This window comes from Paracoccus sp. (in: a-proteobacteria) (assembly GCF_046289755.1).
GTDB lineage: Bacteria > Pseudomonadota > Alphaproteobacteria > Rhodobacterales > Rhodobacteraceae > Paracoccus.
This window is the reverse complement of record NZ_JBKBVD010000030.1, coordinates 1-16,803: the sequence shown is the minus strand read 5'-3', so window position 1 is coordinate 16,803 and position 16,803 is coordinate 1. Positions and strand designations below refer to the sequence as shown.

13 protein-coding genes and 1 pseudogene are annotated in these 16,803 nt (G+C 67.0%); 3 read left to right on the top strand and 11 right to left on the bottom strand.

The window, feature by feature from the left end:
* Positions 1 to 85: 85 nt before the first annotated feature.
* The 5 genes from ACK41U_RS12090 to xdhA all read right to left on the bottom strand — a co-directional run bounded on the left by ACK41U_RS12090 (position 86) and on the right by xdhA (position 7,445).
* Positions 86 to 1,513, bottom strand: a complete 1,428-nt coding sequence (locus ACK41U_RS12090) for a mannose-1-phosphate guanylyltransferase/mannose-6-phosphate isomerase (RefSeq protein ID WP_409680372.1) — start codon at positions 1,511 to 1,513, stop codon at positions 86 to 88.
* A 150-nt stretch (positions 1,514 to 1,663) separates the two neighbouring features.
* Positions 1,664 to 2,971, bottom strand: coding sequence for a guanine deaminase (gene guaD / locus ACK41U_RS12085; RefSeq protein WP_409680369.1), 1,308 nt, complete (start codon positions 2,969 to 2,971; stop codon positions 1,664 to 1,666).
* Positions 2,959 to 3,690: a xanthine dehydrogenase accessory protein XdhC gene (xdhC, locus tag ACK41U_RS12080; protein WP_409680366.1), complete on the bottom strand. Its 732-nt coding sequence runs from the start codon at positions 3,688 to 3,690 to the stop codon at positions 2,959 to 2,961. Before xdhC ends, guaD begins: the two co-directional genes overlap by 13 nt.
* Positions 3,687 to 5,993: a xanthine dehydrogenase molybdopterin binding subunit gene (gene xdhB / locus ACK41U_RS12075; protein WP_409680363.1), complete on the bottom strand. Its 2,307-nt coding sequence runs from the start codon at positions 5,991 to 5,993 to the stop codon at positions 3,687 to 3,689. Before xdhB ends, xdhC begins: the two co-directional genes overlap by 4 nt.
* Before the next feature lie 3 nt (positions 5,994 to 5,996).
* A complete protein-coding gene (gene xdhA, locus ACK41U_RS12070; protein WP_409680360.1) occupies positions 5,997 to 7,445 on the bottom strand; it encodes a xanthine dehydrogenase small subunit in 1,449 nt (482 codons plus the stop codon).
* 106 nt (positions 7,446 to 7,551) lie between these two features.
* Between xdhA and ACK41U_RS12065 the strand changes: the two genes are divergently transcribed.
* On the top strand, positions 7,552 to 8,445 hold the full coding sequence (locus ACK41U_RS12065) for a LysR family transcriptional regulator (protein WP_409680357.1): 894 nt from the start codon (positions 7,552 to 7,554) through the stop codon (positions 8,443 to 8,445).
* Between the two features lie 140 nt (positions 8,446 to 8,585).
* Here ACK41U_RS12065 and ACK41U_RS12060 read toward each other — a convergent pair whose 3' ends face one another.
* The 5 genes from ACK41U_RS12060 to ACK41U_RS12040 all read right to left on the bottom strand — a co-directional run bounded on the left by ACK41U_RS12060 (position 8,586) and on the right by ACK41U_RS12040 (position 13,713).
* Positions 8,586 to 9,989: a PepSY-associated TM helix domain-containing protein gene (locus ACK41U_RS12060; protein WP_409680354.1), complete on the bottom strand. Its 1,404-nt coding sequence runs from the start codon at positions 9,987 to 9,989 to the stop codon at positions 8,586 to 8,588.
* Positions 9,990 to 10,117: 128 nt separating this feature from the next.
* Positions 10,118 to 10,462 (bottom strand): DUF2946 family protein, encoded by a 345-nt coding sequence (locus ACK41U_RS12055; RefSeq protein ID WP_409680351.1) that lies wholly within the window; start codon positions 10,460 to 10,462, stop codon positions 10,118 to 10,120.
* Positions 10,463 to 10,514: 52 nt separating this feature from the next.
* The gene (locus tag ACK41U_RS12050; RefSeq protein WP_409680455.1) at positions 10,515 to 11,765 is read right to left on the bottom strand and encodes a urate hydroxylase PuuD; all 1,251 of its coding nucleotides are present in this window, start codon (positions 11,763 to 11,765) and stop codon (positions 10,515 to 10,517) included.
* A gap of 4 nt (positions 11,766 to 11,769) precedes the next feature.
* Positions 11,770 to 12,123: a hydroxyisourate hydrolase gene (gene uraH, locus ACK41U_RS12045; protein WP_409680348.1), complete on the bottom strand. Its 354-nt coding sequence runs from the start codon at positions 12,121 to 12,123 to the stop codon at positions 11,770 to 11,772.
* 123 nt (positions 12,124 to 12,246) lie between these two features.
* Entirely contained in the window at positions 12,247 to 13,713 is a 1,467-nt protein-coding gene (locus ACK41U_RS12040; protein ID WP_409680345.1) for a uracil-xanthine permease family protein, read from the bottom strand.
* Positions 13,714 to 14,128: 415 nt separating this feature from the next.
* On the opposite strand from ACK41U_RS12040, the gene bhcR reads away from it, so the two are divergent.
* On the top strand, positions 14,129 to 14,947 hold the full coding sequence (bhcR, locus tag ACK41U_RS12035) for an HTH-type transcriptional regulator BhcR (RefSeq protein ID WP_409680342.1): 819 nt from the start codon (positions 14,129 to 14,131) through the stop codon (positions 14,945 to 14,947).
* Positions 14,948 to 14,986: 39 nt separating this feature from the next.
* Here the strand turns inward: bhcR and ACK41U_RS12030 are convergent, their stop codons facing one another.
* On the bottom strand, positions 14,987 to 16,288 hold the full coding sequence (locus ACK41U_RS12030) for an NCS2 family permease (protein WP_409680339.1): 1,302 nt from the start codon (positions 16,286 to 16,288) through the stop codon (positions 14,987 to 14,989).
* A gap of 232 nt (positions 16,289 to 16,520) precedes the next feature.
* Between ACK41U_RS12030 and ACK41U_RS12025 the strand changes: the two are divergent.
* Positions 16,521 to 16,803, top strand: a pseudogene (locus ACK41U_RS12025) (polysaccharide deacetylase); the annotation flags it as partial.

The window sequence follows — 16,803 nt, the reverse complement described above, 5'->3', positions numbered from 1 at the left end:
GCCACCGGCCCGCAACCCGCCCTCTGACGGGAACTGCTCCGCCGCTGCTTCCGTCAGGAACCGGCGGCGGAGCGACAGTCAGCCCTCAGTCGCTGCTGCTGCGCGCATAGACATCCTCGTACCGGATGATGTCATCCTCGCCCAGATAGCTGCCGGTCTGCACCTCGATCAGCACCATCGGCACCTTGCCGGGGTTCTCCATCCGGTGGATCGCGCCAAGCGGCACATAGATCGACTGATTCTCGGTCACCAGCGTCACGGCCTCATCGACCGTCACCCGCGCCGTGCCAGAAACCACAATCCAGTGCTCCGAGCGGTGAACATGGCTTTGCAGCGACAGCGCCGCGCCGGGTTTCACCACGATGCGCTTGACCTGAAAACGGCCGTCCAGCGCCAGCGTCTCGAACCAGCCCCAGGGGCGGTGGTCGCGCGGGAACGCTTCGGCCTGCTTGCACCCGCGCGCCTTCAGCGCCGAGACAGCCTTGCGCACCTCCTGCGCCCGGCTCTTGTCGGCCACCAGCACCGCATCGGAGGTCGCCACCACCATGATGTCTTTCAGCCCGATGCCCACGACCTGCACATCATCGCTGTCCGAACGCAGCAGCACCCCCTGGCAGTCGATCGCGGTCGAATTGGCATCGGCGACCACCCCTGTGGCGTCCGGCGTCCGATCCAACCCCTCGCGCCAGACAGCATCCCAGCCGCCCAGATCGGACCAGCGGTCGGAAAACCGCACCACGCTGAGATTGTCGGCCTTTTCCATGACGGCATAGTCGATCGAATCGTCGGCCAGCCCTTCCCACGGGCCGCGGGCCAGTCGCAGAAAGCCCAGATCGTGCTTTGCGCTTTCAATCGCGGCCTGAACCGGGTCCAGATAGGCTGGCGCATGGGCGCGAAAGGCCGCGATCATGGCGTCGGCGCGGAACAGGAATATCCCGGCATTCCAAAGGAAATTCCCCGCCGCCAGCATCTGCGCGGCCTGCGCCGCATCCGGCTTTTCGACAAAGCGGGCCAGCGGCTGAGGGCCCTCGCCGTCGCTGGCCAGTTCAAGATAGCCATAGCCGGTCTCGGGCCGGTCAGGGGTGATGCCGAAGGTCACGATCCGGCCCGCACGGGCCGCGCTGGCGCCCTCTTCCACGGCGCGGGCAAAGGCCGCCACATCGGGGATCACATGATCCGAAGGGGCAACCAGCAGCAGGGCCGAGGGATCCTCGGCCATCAGCGCGGCGGCCAGAATGGCGGGCGCGGTATTGCGGGCCGCAGGCTCGATCACGATGGCGCCGGGCGCAACACCTGCCTGTTCAAGCTGTTCGGCCACGATGAACCGGAAATCGGAATTGGTCATCACCATCGGCGCGCCAAAGCCCGGCCCCGACAGCCTGCGGGCCGAGGCCTGAAACAGGGTCTCATCGCCGATCAGCTGCGCAAATTGCTTGGGAAAGCTCTTGCGCGAGACGGGCCAGAGCCGCGTGCCCGAGCCGCCCGCCATCAAAACCGGAGTAATCTGACCCATACCGAGTAACCTCTTGGCGCAGTGCGCCGGTTGTCGTGTTGCTGACCGCCGATGTTCAGGCGCGGCTTCTGCACAGTCAAAAGACGAACCGCGCCGCCGTCAACCCATGGCAGAGTGCGGGCCCGGCCCGATGCAGATCTGCGCGGCAGATCAGTGCGCTGCGGTCTGATCCTTCATCGTCTTGCCGGCAACATAGGTCTGCGAGATGGCACGGTCGTCGCCCATAATCTGGAGGATGAACAGTTCCTGCGCCAGCGTTTCCGCGCGCTTCATCCGAAGGGCCATGGCCGGGGTGGCCCGGGCGTCCAGAACGACCAGATCGGCGGCACTGCCGGGTGCCAGCGTGCCGATGTCGTGGTCCATGCCCAGGGCAATGGCATTGCCGCGCGTGGCCCAGTGGAACGCCGTCAGCGGGTGCAGCTTCTGGCCGCGCAGCTGCAGGATCTTGTAGCCCTCGGCCAGCGTCGCCAGCATCGAATAGCTGGTGCCGCCGCCGATGTCGGTGGCGATGCCGCAGGTGATGCCCGCCGCCCGCAGCCCGCCCTCATCGAACAGGCCCGAGCCCAGAAACAGGTTCGAGGTCGGGCAGAAGACGGCGCGGGTGCCGGTTTCGGCCATGCGGGCGATCTCGCGCGGTTCCAGATGGATCGCATGGCCCATCAGGGTGCGGTCACCGAGCAGGCCATAGGTGTCGTAGATATCCAGATAATCCCGTGCCTTGGGGTAAAGGCTCAGGGTGAATGCGATCTCGTCGCGATTCTCGGACAGGTGGGTCTGGATGTGGCAGTCGGGATGTTCGCGCACCAGTTGCCCGGTCATCTCCAGCTGTTCGGGCGTCGAGGTGATGGCAAAGCGCGGCGTGATCGCATAAAGCTGGCGGCCCTTGCCGTGCCAGTCGGCAATCAGCGCGCGGCTGTCGTCATAGCCCTGCTGCGGCGTGTCCAGCACCTCGGGCGGGGCATTGCGGTCCATCATCACCTTGCCCGCGACCATCGCCATATTGCGGGCATGGGCGGCAGAGAACAGCGCTTCGGCCGATTGCTTGTGGACCGAGCAGAAGGCCACCGCCGTCGTGGTGCCATGCGCGGTCAGCAGGTTCAGGAAGGCATCGGCCATGGCGGGGGCATGGCCCTGCCGGGCATAGCGCGCCTCTTCGGGGAAGGTGTAGTCGTTCAGCCAGTCCAGCAGCTGCGCGCCCCAGCTGGCCACGACCTGCACCTGCGGAAAATGGATATGGGTGTCGATGAAACCGGCCATGATCAGATGCGGGCGGTGGTCGGTTTCGGGAATGCCTGCGGGGATCAGCCCCTGACGCGTCAGATCGGCATGATCGCCCCGTGCGGTGATGATGCCGTCGGTGACGAGGATCGCCCCGTCCCGCCAATAGCTGTGGTTGTCGTCGGTGGCGTTGGGGTCGGCGTGAAAGTCGAGGACGCGGCCCCGGATCAGATGTTGCATGGATATTTCTGTGAAGAAGAATGTGTCAGATGTGCCATCAGCTCGGCGGCGGTGAAGGCGGCGATGAGTTCGGGGCGCTTGTCGCGGCTGTAGCCCGCCCCGATCGGGCAGATCAGGGCTGCGGGGTCAAGGTTGCGGGCGCGGGCAAAGCGGGTGAATTGCGCGCGTTTCGTGGCGCTGCCGATCATGCCGGTATAGGGCAGGTCGGTGCGGGTCAGGGCCTCGGCGGCCAGCAGGAAATCCAGCGCGTGGTCATGGGTGACAATGATGACCGAGGTGCCGGGGCGGGCGCGGCGGATTTCGGCCTCGGGCAATGCGGTCAGGCGGGTCGGACCGGTGGCCTGCGCCAGTTCGTCCGGGCGGCTGTCGATCAGGATGGCGTTGACCGGCAAGGGGGCCAGCGCGCGCGCGAGGGCGCGGCCGACATGGCCCGCGCCAAAGATCAGCGCGTCGGGGTGATCGGTGGGCGTGGCGGCGTGGCGGTCCAGCGACAGGATCACGCGGCCGCCGCAGCACTGGCCGATTTCGGGGCCGAGGGGGATGTCCATCTGCGCGATGGCCTCATCCCGCGCCAGCATCTGGCGGGCGCGGTCGATGGCCATGTATTCCAGCTGGCCGCCGCCGATCGTGCCCTGCGTGGTGCTGGCGCCCACCAGCATCTCCGCCCCCGCCTCGCGCGGGGTCGAGCCGCGCGCCGAGAGGACCCGGACGCGGATCATGGCCGCAGCCGCTGCACCGCCATCAGCACCCGTTCGGGCGTGGCGGGGGCGTCGAGCCGGGCGGGCTCGCGGTAATCGGCCACCGAGGCCACGGCCATATTGATCGCCTCGAACACGCTGATGCCCAGCATGAAGGGCGGCTCACCCACGGCCTTGGAGCGTTTGATGGTGCGCTCGGATGCCTCGGACCAGTCGGCCAGCGCCACGTTGAAGATGCGCGGGCGGTCCGAGGCCAGCGGCACCTTGTAGGTCGAGGGGGCATGGGTGCGCAGGCGGCCCTGCACGTCCCACCACAACTCCTCGGTGGTCAGCCAGCCCGCGCCCTGTACAAAGGCGCCCTCGACCTGACCGCGATCCAGCGCCGGGTTCAGCGAGCGGCCCACATCATGCAGCACATCGGCGCGGTCGATCACATATTCGCCGGTCAGCGTGTCGACCGAGACCTCGGCCACCGCCGCGCCATAGGCGTAGTAATAGAAGGGCCGCCCCTGCCCCGTCGCGCGGTCCCAGTGGATCCCGGGCGTCTTGTAGAACCCCGCCGCAGACAGGTGGATGCGGGCCATATAGGCGGCCTTGATCACCTGATCGAAGGGGATGACATGATCCCCCGCGCGGAGATGGCCGGGGGTGAATTCCACGGCACCGGGCGCGACCTGCCAGCGTTCGGCCACGAAACCGACCAGCCGGGCCTTGATCTGTTCCGCCGCGTCCAGCGCCGCCATACCGTTCAGATCGGTCCCCGACGAGGCCGCCGTGGCCGAGGTGTTGGGCACTTTTTCGGTCGTGGTCCGGGTGATCTTGATGCGGGCGATGTCGCATTGGAACGCCTCGGCCACCACTTGCGCCACCTTGGTGTTCAGCCCCTGCCCCATCTCGGTGCCGCCATGGTTCAGCTGGATCGAGCCGTCGGCATAGATATGGATCAGCGACCCCGCCTGATTGAAATGGGTGGCGGTAAAGCTGATGCCGAACTTGACCGGGACCAGCGCGATGCCCTTGCGGATCACACCACTGCGCGCGTTCCAGTCCAGCACCGCCCGGCGCCGCGCGTGGTAATCGCTGCTGGCCTCAAGTTCGGCAAAGATGCGGGGCAGGATCTGGTCGGTGACCTGTTGATGATAGGGGGTCAGCTGGCCGTTTTCATAGAGGTTGCGCTTGCGCACCTCCAGCGGATCGAGGCCGAGGGCATAGGCGATTTCCTCGATCATGCGCTCGGCCACGATCACGCCTTGCGGGCCGCCAAAGCCGCGGAATGCGGTGTTGCTGACGGTGTTGGTCTTCATCGGATGGCTGCTGACGCGGACATCGGGGTAGAAATAGGCGTTGTCGGCGTGAAACAGCGCGCGGTCGGTCACCGGGCCTGACAGGTCCGAGGAAAAGCCGCAGCGGGCATACCAGTCGCCCATGACCGCCTGAATGCGGCCCTGATCGTCATAGCCCACCTGATAATCGACCACGAAATCATGGCGCTTGCCGGTGGCGGTCATGTCGTCGTCGCGGTCGGGGCGGATCTTGACGGCGCGGTTCCAGCGCCGGGCGGCCACCGCCGCCACGCAGGCGAACAGGTTCATCTGCGTCTCCTTGCCGCCGAACCCCCCGCCCATGCGCCGCACATTGACCACCACCGAATGGCTGGGCGCGCCAAGCACATGGGCGACCATATGCTGCACCTCGGACGGATGCTGGGTCGAGACATGCAGGACCATGTCGTCATCCTCGCCCGGCACGGCCATGGCGATCTGGCCCTCAAGGTAAAAGTGGTCCTGCCCCCCGATGGTAAAGCGCCCCTCGGTCCGGCGGGGCGCGCGGGCCATGGCGGCTTGCGCATCGCCGCGCCGCAGGGTCAGCGGCTCGGTCACATAGCCCATGCCGGCATCGCGCGCGGCGATCGGGTCCAGCGCATGGGGCAGCGGATCATAGCTGATGCGCGCCTTATGCGCGGCGCGGCGGGCCTGATCGCGGGTCTCGGCCACGACGGCAAAGATGGGCTGGCCCCAGAACTGCACCAGACCCTCGGCAAAGATCGGGTCGTCGTTTTTGCCCCCCGGCGAGACATCGTTGACGCCGGGAAGATCCGCCGCCGTCAGCACGCCCAGCACACCGGGATGGGCCAGCGTCTCGGTGAAATCCATGTCGGTGATGCGGCCATGGGCGCATTGGGACAGGCCAAGGCAGGCATGGGCCGTGCCCGTGGGCTCGGTCAGGTCGTCGGTATAGTCGGCGCGGCCGGTGACATGCTTGATGGCGCTGTCATGGATCTGGTCCTGATGGGCGGTGCCCCGGATGGTGGTCTCGTCTTTCATGTCTCACGCCTCCACAGCATGGCGCAGCCGCACGGGCAGGCCGGGGTCAGACTGTTCCAGCCAGAAGCGGCGGAACAGGTTCTGCGCCACCGCCGCACGATAGCCGGCGCTGGCGCGCATGTCGGACAGCGGCTGGAAATCATCGGCCACGGCGCGGGCGGCGGCCTCGAATGTGGGTTGCGCAAAGGGCTGGCCCTGCAGCGCCGCCTCGGCACGGGCGGCGCGTTTCGGGGTCGCGGCCATGCCGCCGAACGCCACGCGGGCGCGGGTGATGATGCCGTCCTGAACCTCAAGACAGAAGCCTGCGGCGACCGAGGTGATGTCGCTGTCGCGCCGCTTGCTGATCTTGTAGGCGGCGATGCGCGCCTGAGGCTGCGTCGGGATGATGACCGTCTCGACGAACTCGCCGGGCGCGCGGTCCTGCTTGCCATAGGCGATGAAGAACTCCTCCAGCGGCAGGGTGCGGCGCTGATCGCCACGGCGCAGCACGATCCGGGCGCCAAGCGCGATCAGCAAGGGCGGCGTGTCGCCGATGGGCGAGCCATTGGCGATATTGGCGCCGATCGTGCCCATATTGCGCACCTGCCAGCCGCCGATGCGCAGCCAGTAGTCATACGCGGCGGGGATGTGGCGGGCGATCAGGGGCGCGGCCTCGGAATAGGTGACGCCCGCGCCAAGGTGCAGCGTGTCGCCCTCGACGGTGATGTCCTTCATCAGATGGCCGATAAACACGGCGGGGCTGATGTCGCGCATGAATTTGGTCACCCAGAGGCCGACATCGGTGGCGCCCGCGACCAGCGTGGCCTTGGGCTCGGTCAGCAGGATCTGGGCCAGATCGTCGGTGTCGGACGGGATGATCGCCCGGTCAGAGCCGCGCGCCAGATCAATCCGCCCGCCCGTCATCGCGGTCAGAGCCTCGGTCACTGCCGCACGTTCGCGGGTCAGCGCGTCCTGCGCCTGCCCGCCCGCAGCGCCTGCGGCCAGCGCAGCCTTGATGATCGGCTCATAGCCGGTGCAGCGGCAGATATTTCCCTGCAGCGCGGTCTCGATCGCCTCGGCATCGGCCTGCGGATTACTCATCCACAGCCCGTAAAGCGCCATGACGATGCCCGGCGTGCAGAACCCGCACTGGCTGCCGTGGTGATCGACCATGGCGCGCTGAACCGGATGCAAACCGCCCTCGGACCCGCGCAGATGTTCGATCGTGACGATATGGGTGGCATGGCACGAGGCCAGCAGCCTGATGCAGGCGTTCACCGGCTCATAGATCAGGCCCTGTGCGGTCAGCCGGCCCAGCAGCACGGTGCAGGCGCCGCAATCGCCCTCGGCGCAGCCCTCCTTGGTGCCGGTCAGGCGGCGGGCCAGACGCAGATGGTCCAGCAGCGTGTCCGAGGCCCCCACCTGCGACAGGGCGATCTGTTGGTCATTGAGCAGAAACCGAAGCTGGGTCATGGGCATCCTTCCTGGCCGTATGTCGATGCTATGCCGGAATTAGCGGTTGCGAAATCGGTCCTGACATAGAAGACTTTACATGATTCATTGAAAGCGGACCACAATCATGTCCTATCTGGAAAGCCTGCGCGTGTTCGTGCGCGTCGTCGAGCTGGGCTCGATCACCGCTGGCGGCAGGGATCTGCGGCTTTCCCCGGCAGTTGCCTCCAATCGCATCAAGGATCTTGAAAATCGCTTTGGCGTCAGGTTGCTGAACCGCACCACCCGCAAGCTGACCACGACCGAGATCGGGCGCGCCTTTTATGACAATGCCCGCCGGGTGATCGAGACGCTGGACGAGGCCGAGGCGCTGGTCGGCAGTTTCTCGGGCAAGCCGCAGGGGGTGATCCGGCTGACGGCGCCGCTGGGGCTGGGGCGGCGGCTGATCGCGCCGCTGATCCCGCCCTTTTGCGCCGACAATCCCGGCGTGGACATCCGGCTGCGCCTGTCGGACCGCAATATCAATATCGTCGAGGATGCGATCGACCTGGCCTTCTTTCTGGGCGAGCCTGCGGATTCGGCGCTGAAATGGCGCCAGATCGCGGATTGCCCGCGGGTTCTGGTGGCCGCACCCGGCTATCTGGCGGCGCGGGGGCGGCCCGCCCAGCCCGAGGATCTGGCCGGTCACAACTGCCTGCTGCTGCGCTATCCCCGCAGCCCGGAATATTACTGGACACTGACCACGCCCGAGGGGCCGCGCAAGATGACCGTGTCGGGGCGGTTCGACACCGATGACGGCGATGTGCTGCTGGGCTGGGCGCTGGAGGGGCATGGCATCGCCAACCGCCCGCTCTATGAGGTGGCCGGGCATCTGGAGGCCGGGCGGCTGGAGGTGGTGCTGCCGGAATGCCCGCCGACCGCCGCGCAGTTCGGCTGCCTGACGCCGCATCGGCGGCTGCAGGACCCGAAGGTGCGGATGTTTGCCGAATACGCCACCCGCGAGTTGCGTGCGCGGTTCTGAACCGGGGGCAGTGCCGGGCCGGGGCCAGCAGCGGGGCCAGCAGCGGAGGCGGGCAGACCTTGCCGGGGGCGGCAGCCGCCGTGCGGCCCCCCCGTCGAAGGGGGGCCGTCCGGCCGGGGGCTGTCGCCCCCGATGGCGCCTCAGCTGAAGGCGTGTTTCAGCGCCGGGATGCGGGACAGCACCAGCCAGTCCAGCGCCAGCACCGCGGCGAATGTCAGCCCGGCCAGCGGAAAGGCCAGGCCGATCACCAGCCCCACCACGATGGCGCCTTTCCACAGCGGCATGTCGCGCGGCATCGGCGGCGCGGCCAGCCGCGACTGCCCCGCAGGACGCCGCCGCCACCACATCACCATCCCCGAGATGCAGAGAAAGATCACCGACAGGCAGAACAGCGTGTTGGCCAGCACGCTCCACAGACCCAGCGTGCCCATATGCAGCGCAATCCCCACAGCCATCGCCTTGCCCGCCAGCGAATACTCCGCATAGCCGACATCGGCGAGGATGCGACCGCTATACTGGTCGACATGCACCGTGCGGTCACTGGTCGGGTCAGGGCTGTCGGTGCTCATGCTGTCGCGGCTCAGCGTCCAGACGCCGGTGTCGCCGCGCGGCAGGTTCATCTGATAGCGGCCCTGAAACCCGATCCGCCGGGCCAGCGCGTCGACCGTGTCGATGGTGACCCGCGTGCCCTGCGGCACGCCCGCCGCGCCCGCCGCGCTGCCCGAGGCAGGCATGGGGGTCTGTTCCAGCGCCCAGGGCACCTCGCGCGGGCCATGGTTCATGCCGCCATGGGTGACATCGGACAGCGGCACCGCATCCCATTTCTGCGCCGGAAAGGTGGACCATGCCTGCACCATCTTCGCCCCCCAGACGCCCGCCCAGCTGAGGCCCGAGATCAGGAAGAACAGCAGAAAGACCGAGATCCACACCCCGGTCGTGGCATGCAGTGATTTCCACAGCGACCGGCCCCGCGCGCCCGGATCGGGGATCAGGGCGCGGCGCAGGCCCGTCCCGCGCGGCCACCACAGATACAGACCGCTGGCCAGCAGCATGATCCCCAGCGAGGCGGCAATCTCGATCATGCGGTCGCCCGCCACGCCCAGCAGCAGGCTGCCATGAACAGTGTCGGCCCAGTCGTACCAGCCGCTGCGGCGCGCAAAGCTGGTGATGACCTGCGCCTCATAGGGATCGACCACCACGGACTGCGCGCCCTGCGGCCCGTCGATGCGGAAGATCGCGGCCAGATCGGGGGCGCGCGGGGCGGTATATTGCACCGGCAGGCCGCCCGGCACGGCGGTCATGGCGACGGCGGCCTGAAGCGTCAGGCTGGCAGGCTGGCCCTGCGGGGTGACGGCGATACGCTCGCCGTCGCGACCGTCCAGATGGGCGATCCACAGCATCATCATGCCGGTGACGGCGAGGATCAGAAAGAAGGGCACCACGAACAACCCGGCATAGAAATGCCAGCGCCATGCGGCACGGTAGAGGCGGGCGGCGCGGCCGGGATCGGCGCAGTCGGGTGCAAGGGTTTCAGTGACGGCCATGGCGGCCTCGCATGGCAGTGGGGGCCGCAGCGGCGGCAAAGGGTCGGATCATCGGGGGGTTTCCTTTGCACGGGCCCGCATTGCGGGTGCCGTGCCGGTTTCAGGGACAAACGAATCGGCGGCGTCTGTCAGGCGCGCGGCGGGGCGCGGGCGAAACCGTGGTTCGGCCGGTCGTGGCTGCGCCACAGATCCTGCGTTGCAATGACGGGGTGATCGCCCGCCAGTCGCAGCCATGCGGGCTGCGGCGCCGCGACCACCCCGTCCAGCGCGTAAACCAGCAGGCAGTGCGAATCGTGATGTGGCTTTGGGGCGGGGCTGTCGCCGGTCCCGGCCAGCGAAATCTCGACCAGGCCATCGGCGGTGCAGATCACCACCACGCGGTCATCGACCAGCCCAAGCTGCGCCAGCGCCGCCGAGGATTTCGGCAGCACCACGCCAAGGATCACCCCCAGCAGCAGGCAAAGTCGCAACATGGCCAACATGGTATCGCTGTTAGCGCGCGGGGGCGCCTGTGTTAAGCGAAAATCACAACCCCGCCAGCCCGAAGGCGCCGACCTCGCGGAACCAGCGCAGGATCTGATGCCGCTCGTCCATCTCCATACCGGTGATATTGGCGGGGGGCATGGCGTCGGTCAGCCCGGCCTGCACATAGATCTCGCGCGCGGCGCGGGCGATGTCGGCGGGGGTTTCCAGCAGCACGCCCTTGGGGGCGATGTGGATCCCCTCCCAGACCGGCTCGCGGGCGTGGCACATCGAGCAGCGCCCGATCACCGTGCCCGCCACCTCGTCAAAGCCCGCGGCTTCGGCAAACCGCGCCTCGACCGGGGTCAGGGGGCGGGCCATGGAGTCGTCATAGCTGTCATGATTGACGCCCAGAGCCGAGAGCCACATGACCCCGATGAACAGCATCACCGTGACCGCCCATGTCCACCACTGATAGCCGCGGCGGGCGTGCATGGTGTTGAAGAAATGCCGGATCGTCACCCCCATCAGAAAGATCAGCGCCGCGATCAGCCAGTTGTATGCGCTGGCGAAAGCCAGCGGATAGTGGTTGGACAGCATCAGAAAGATCACCGGCAGCGTCAGGTAGTTGTTATGGGTCGAGCGCAGCTTGGCGATCTTGCCGTATTTCGGATCGGGGGCGCGGCCCGCCTTGAGGTCGGCCACCACGATGCGCTGATTTGGCATGATGACCAGAAACACATTGGCGGTCATGATCGTGGCGGTGAAGGCGCCCAGATGCAGCAGCGCGGCGCGGCCGGTGAAGACCTGATCATAGGCCCAGCCCATGACCACCAGCGCCAAGAACAGCAACCCCATCAGCGCCGTCGGGCGGTTGCCAAGCGGCGATTTGCACAAGGCGTCATAGATCAGCCAGCCCACGGCCAGCGACCCGCCCGAGATGGCGATGGCCTGCCAGATTGCCAGATCGGCCTTGGCAGGCTCGATCAGGAACAGGTTGGCGCCGGCCCAGTAGGTGACCATCAGCAGTGCCACGCCCGACAGCCAGGTCGCATAGCTTTCCCATTTGAACCAGGTCAGATGTTCGGGCATCTGGCCCGGCGCGACCAGATATTTCTGGATGTGGTAAAAGCCGCCGCCATGGACCTGCCATTCCTCGCCATGCGCGCCCTTGGGCAGATGCGGCGCCTTTTGCAGGCCCAGATCCAGCGCGATGAAATAAAACGACGAGCCGATCCAGGCGATGGCGGTGATGACATGGACCCAGCGGACCGCAAAGGCCAGCCATTCCCACAGGATAATGGTGTCCGGGATCATCTCAGCTTCCCCGATAGGTCGAATAGCCAAAGGGCGAGACCAGCAGCGGCACGTGATAGTGATCGTGCTGCGACATGCCAAAGCGGATCGGGATCACGTCCAGAAAGCGCGGGCTTTCCGGATCCACGCCGGTGGCGTCCATCCATGCGCCCGCGTGAAACTCCAGCTCATAGATCCCGGTGGAGAATTCCCCCTCGGGCAGGATCTGGCGGTCGGTGCGGCCATCGGCATTGGTCAGCAGCCGCGCCAGTTCGGATCGCTGCCCGCCCTCCAGCCGGTACAGCACCACCTCCATCCCCGCGGCGGGGCGGCCCCGCGCGGTGTCCAGCACATGTGTCGTCAGATAACCCGGCATATTTTCCTCCGCAGATCGGTTCTGCGTCTTGATACCCCATGCTGCGCCTCCTTCGAGACACAGCATGGGCAAGGCAGTCTTAAGATTTGGTGTAAAATCACCCAAGGCCGCAAGATAATCCGCTCAGGGCCGCGGATCGCGGGCCTTCAGCCCCGTGCCATGGCCCTGCAGACCGCCCGAGACCTCTTCGGTGGCCTCGGCGGCCAGTTCCTCGGGCAGGACCAGATTGAGCACGATGGCGATCAGGGCGGCGGGCAGGATGCCCGAGGCGCCCAGGATGCGCAGGGTCTCGGGCAGATGCTGCAGCGCATCGACGCCGCCGGGCGCGGTGCCCATCGCCTCCAGCTGCAGGCCCAGACCGACCGACAGGGCCACCGCAAAGATCACCATGTTGCGCCGGTTCCAGACCACATCCGACAGCATGGAAATCCCCGCCGCGACCACCATACCGAACATGACGATGACTCCGCCGCCCAGCACTTCGATCGGGATGGTGCGGATCAGCCCGCCGATCTTGGGCACCAGCCCGCAGACGATCAGGAACACCGCGCCGATGGTCACGACATGGCGGCTCATCACGCCGGTCATCGCGATCAGGCCGACGTTCTGGCTGAAGGACGTGTTGGGCAGCCCGCCAAAGATCCCCGCCGCCGCCGTGCCGAAGCCGTCGGCATAGGTCGCGCCCTCGATCTCGCGGTCGGTGGCCTCGCGACCGGCGCCGCCCTTGGTGATGCCCGACACGTCGCCCACGGTTTCCACCGCCGAAACAAAGGCCATCAGGCAGAACCCGATGATCGCCGCAAACGAAATCTCGAACCCGTATTTGAACGGCATCGGCAGGGCAAAGGCGGCGGCGTTCTGCCAGCTTCCCACGATCGCCTCGACCGGCAGCTTGCCGGTGATCAGGCAATAGGCATAGCCGGTGCAGATCCCGATCAGCACCGCCGAGATCGACAGCATGCCGCGGGCAAAGAACTTCAGCGCCAGCGTGACGAAGATCACCACCAGCGCGGCAGACCAGCTGGCCCAGTCGCCATAGGCCGCCGTGCCCTGCGCCTTGAGCGCGACACCCCCCGCCGCATATTCGATGCCCACCTTGACCAGCGCCAGACCGATCATCGTGACCACCAGCCCCGTCACCAGCGGCGGCAGCGCAAAGCGGATGCGCCCGATCACCAGCCCCAGCGCGCCGTGAAACAGCCCGCCGATCAGCACGCCGGTGAACAGCGCCGCCAGCCCGTCAACGCCCTTGCCCGCCACCAGCGGGATCATGATCGGGATGAACGCGAATGACGTGCCCTGCACGATCGGCAGCTTGGCCCCCACCGGCCCGATCGTCACCGTCTGCAGCAGCGTGGCCAGCCCGGCAAACAGCATCGACATCTGGATCAGATACAGCATCTCGGGGAAATCGGGGCTGTTCGAGCCAAAGCCAAAGCCCGCCGCCCCGGCCACGATGATCGCGGGCGTGACATTGGCCACGAACATCGCCAGCACATGCTGGATGCCCAGAGGCACCGCCTGCCACACAGGCGGCATATAGTCGGGATCGCGCAGCTGTGCGGGCGTGCCGATGGTCGGATGTGTCATGTTCTGTCCCTCTCCCTGTGCGGGCATGCCTTGTGCTGGCGTCTGCCCGATTATCGCGCGCGCGCCCGGCAAACCGGAACCGCTTTTGCGCCGCCTGTTCGCGCCCGCGCCCCGGATGCGGCACCGATGCGGCGCAAACCGGCACGAAAACGGGCAAAAGCCCGCCCGCGCGTCACTGCTGTGACTTGACCCGCCCTGCCCCCATGCGAGAATGGGCGCATGTCCTCCGGCAGGGGCGGCCCCCGTCGTGACCGCAGCATCCGCGCGCTTTGGGTGCGGCGCAACGTCACATTTTTGTGGAATAATTTTCCGAAACCTGTCATGCGGACGCAAAGGTCAGCGCCGTCAAGGCTTTGGCCGGGCCGGGGCGCGATTTTGCTGCAAACGGCAAGGCAATCTTAACGGAGAGATGAAAATGGCCGATCCGACGCGCCGCCGGGGCCGCCCGCGCAAGACCACCCCCGATGCCCCCGCCACCGTGCAGGCGCTGGAACGCGCGCTGGACATGCTGGATCTGCTGGCCGCCCAGCCCAATCTGACGCTGAGCGAGGTGGCCGAACGCGCGGGCCAGCCGCCCTCGACCACGCATCGCATCCTGCACACGCTGGCCTCGCGCGGGATGGTCGAAAGCGATCCGGCCACGCAATGCTGGAATATCGGCCCGGCCAGCTTTCGCCTCGGTTCGGCCTTCATGCGCCGCTCGGGGCTGGTCGAGCGCGCCCGCCCGGTCCTGCACGCGCTGATGGAACATACCGGCGAGACCGCCAATCTGGGCATCCTGAACGGCGATGCGGTGCTGTATGTCGCGCAGGTCGAAACGCAGGAAACCATCCGCGCCTTCATTCCGCCGGGCAGCCGCGCGCCGCTGCATGCCTCGGGGATCGGCAAGGCGCTGCTGGCCTTTGGCCGCCCGCAGGTGCTGGAGGCGCTGCTGGCAGGCGCCGATGGGGGGCTGCTGCGCGCGACCGAACGCACGCTGACCGATCCGGACGCCCTGACCGAGGATCTGGCCCGCATCCGCGCCCGCGGCTGGGCCTTTGACGATGAGGAAAAGACCCGCGGCATGCGCTGTGTCGCGGCGCCGGTCTTTGATCTGTCGGGCGATGCGGTGGCGGGCATCTCGGTCAATGGTCCGGCCCATCGCATCGGGCACGAACATATCAAGACACTTGGCGCCACGGTCGCGGCAGCGGCGGCGCAACTGTCCGAGGTGATGGGCGGGCCGTCGCGCTGACGGCCCAGCCCGGTCTTGTGTGGGGCGTGACACCCGGCGCTAATGCGCGCCGAACATCGCGTATTTGGCCACGAACAGCGCGGCAATGATCCAGGTCGCGGCATGGACCTCGCGCACGCGCCCGGTCAGCAGCTTGATCACCGCATAGCTGATGAAGCCAAAGGCCAGACCATTGGCGATGGAATAGGTGAAGGGCATGGCGATGGCCGTCAGCACCGCGGGCGCGGCCTCGGTCACATCGTCCCAGATCACCTCGGCCAGTTCGCGCACCATCAGCGTCGCGACATAAAGCAGCGCGGGTGCTGTCGCATAGGCGGGCACCGATCCGGCCAGCGGCGCAAAGAACATCGCCGCCAGAAACAGCAGCCCCACGACCACCGCCGTCAGCCCGGTGCGCCCGCCCGCCTGCACGCCCGAGGCGCTTTCGACATAGGCCGTCGTCGATGAGGTCCCCAGCAGCGAGCCCGCCGTGATCGCGGTCGAATCGGCCATCAGCGCCCGGCCCAGGTTCTTGTTCTGATGGGTCGGCCCCTCGCGCAGCAGCCCCGCGCGCTTGGCCACGCCGATCAGCGTGCCGGTCGCGTCGAACACCTCGACCAGCACCATCACCAGCACCACCTGAAAGATGCCGAAGGTCAGCGCCCCCATCAGGTCCAGCTGCAGGAAGGTCGGCGCGATCGAGGGCGGCATCGACATCACCCCGCCGAATTCGCTGACCCCCAGCGCAATCGCCGCCAGCGTGATCGCCAGAATGCCGATCAGGATCGCGCCCGTCACCCGCAGCGCATCCAGCGCCACGATCAGAAAGAACCCCGCAATCGTCAGCAGCGTGCCGGTCGCGGTCAGATCGCCCATGGTGATCAGCGTCGCCGGGCTGGCCACCACGATCCCCGAGGATTGCAGCGCGATGATCGCCAGAAACAGCCCGATCCCCGCCGCAATCGCGCTGCGCATCGAGGTGGGGATCCCCGCGATCAGCCAGCGCCGCAGCCCGGTCACCGTCAGCAGCAGAAAGATCATGCCGCTGATGAACACCGCGCCAAGCGCCTGCTGCCAGGTGAACCCCATGACGCCCACGACCGTGAATGCGAAGAAGGCGTTCAGCCCCATGCCCGGCGCCATGCCGATGGGCCAGTTGGCCCAGAACCCCATGATCAGCGATCCGATCGCCGCCGCAAGGCAGGTCGCCACAAACACCGCATTGCGGTCCATGCCGGTGGTGGCCAGAATGTCGGGATTGACGAAAATGATATAGGCCATCGTCAGAAAGGTGGTGATCCCCGCGATCACTTCGGTCCTGACGCTGGTGCCCTGCTGGCTCAGCTGAAAATATCGGTCCATGGTTCCCCCTGTTTGCGGCACGTCTGGCCGTGATGGCGGGCCGCTTGCGGGCCAAGCCTGACCCCGACACCGATTCCGGGCAATCGGCGGCATTGCGCAAGTCTTTCAACAGCTGATTGAAAGCCCATCCGATCTTTGCCCGTTCCTTGATACAGAATTGCCGATCGCGCCGCTTGCCGTGGCGCGCAAGTTTGGCTTTGGTGGACCGCACGCAACCCGACCGGAGGCCCCCATGCGCTACAGCCGCGATCTGCGAGGATATGGCCCGACGCCACCCGACCCCCAATGGCCGGGCGGCGCCCGCATCGCCGTCCAGATCGTGGTGAATTACGAAGAGGGCGGCGAGAACAGCATCGAGCATGGCGATGCCGCCTCCGAGGCGTTTTTGTCCGAGATCATCGGCGCCCAGCCCTGGCCCGGACAGCGGCACTGGAACATGGAATCCATCTATGATTACGGCGCCCGCGCGGGATTCTGGCGCCTGCACCGGCTGCTGGCGCACATCCCCGTCACCG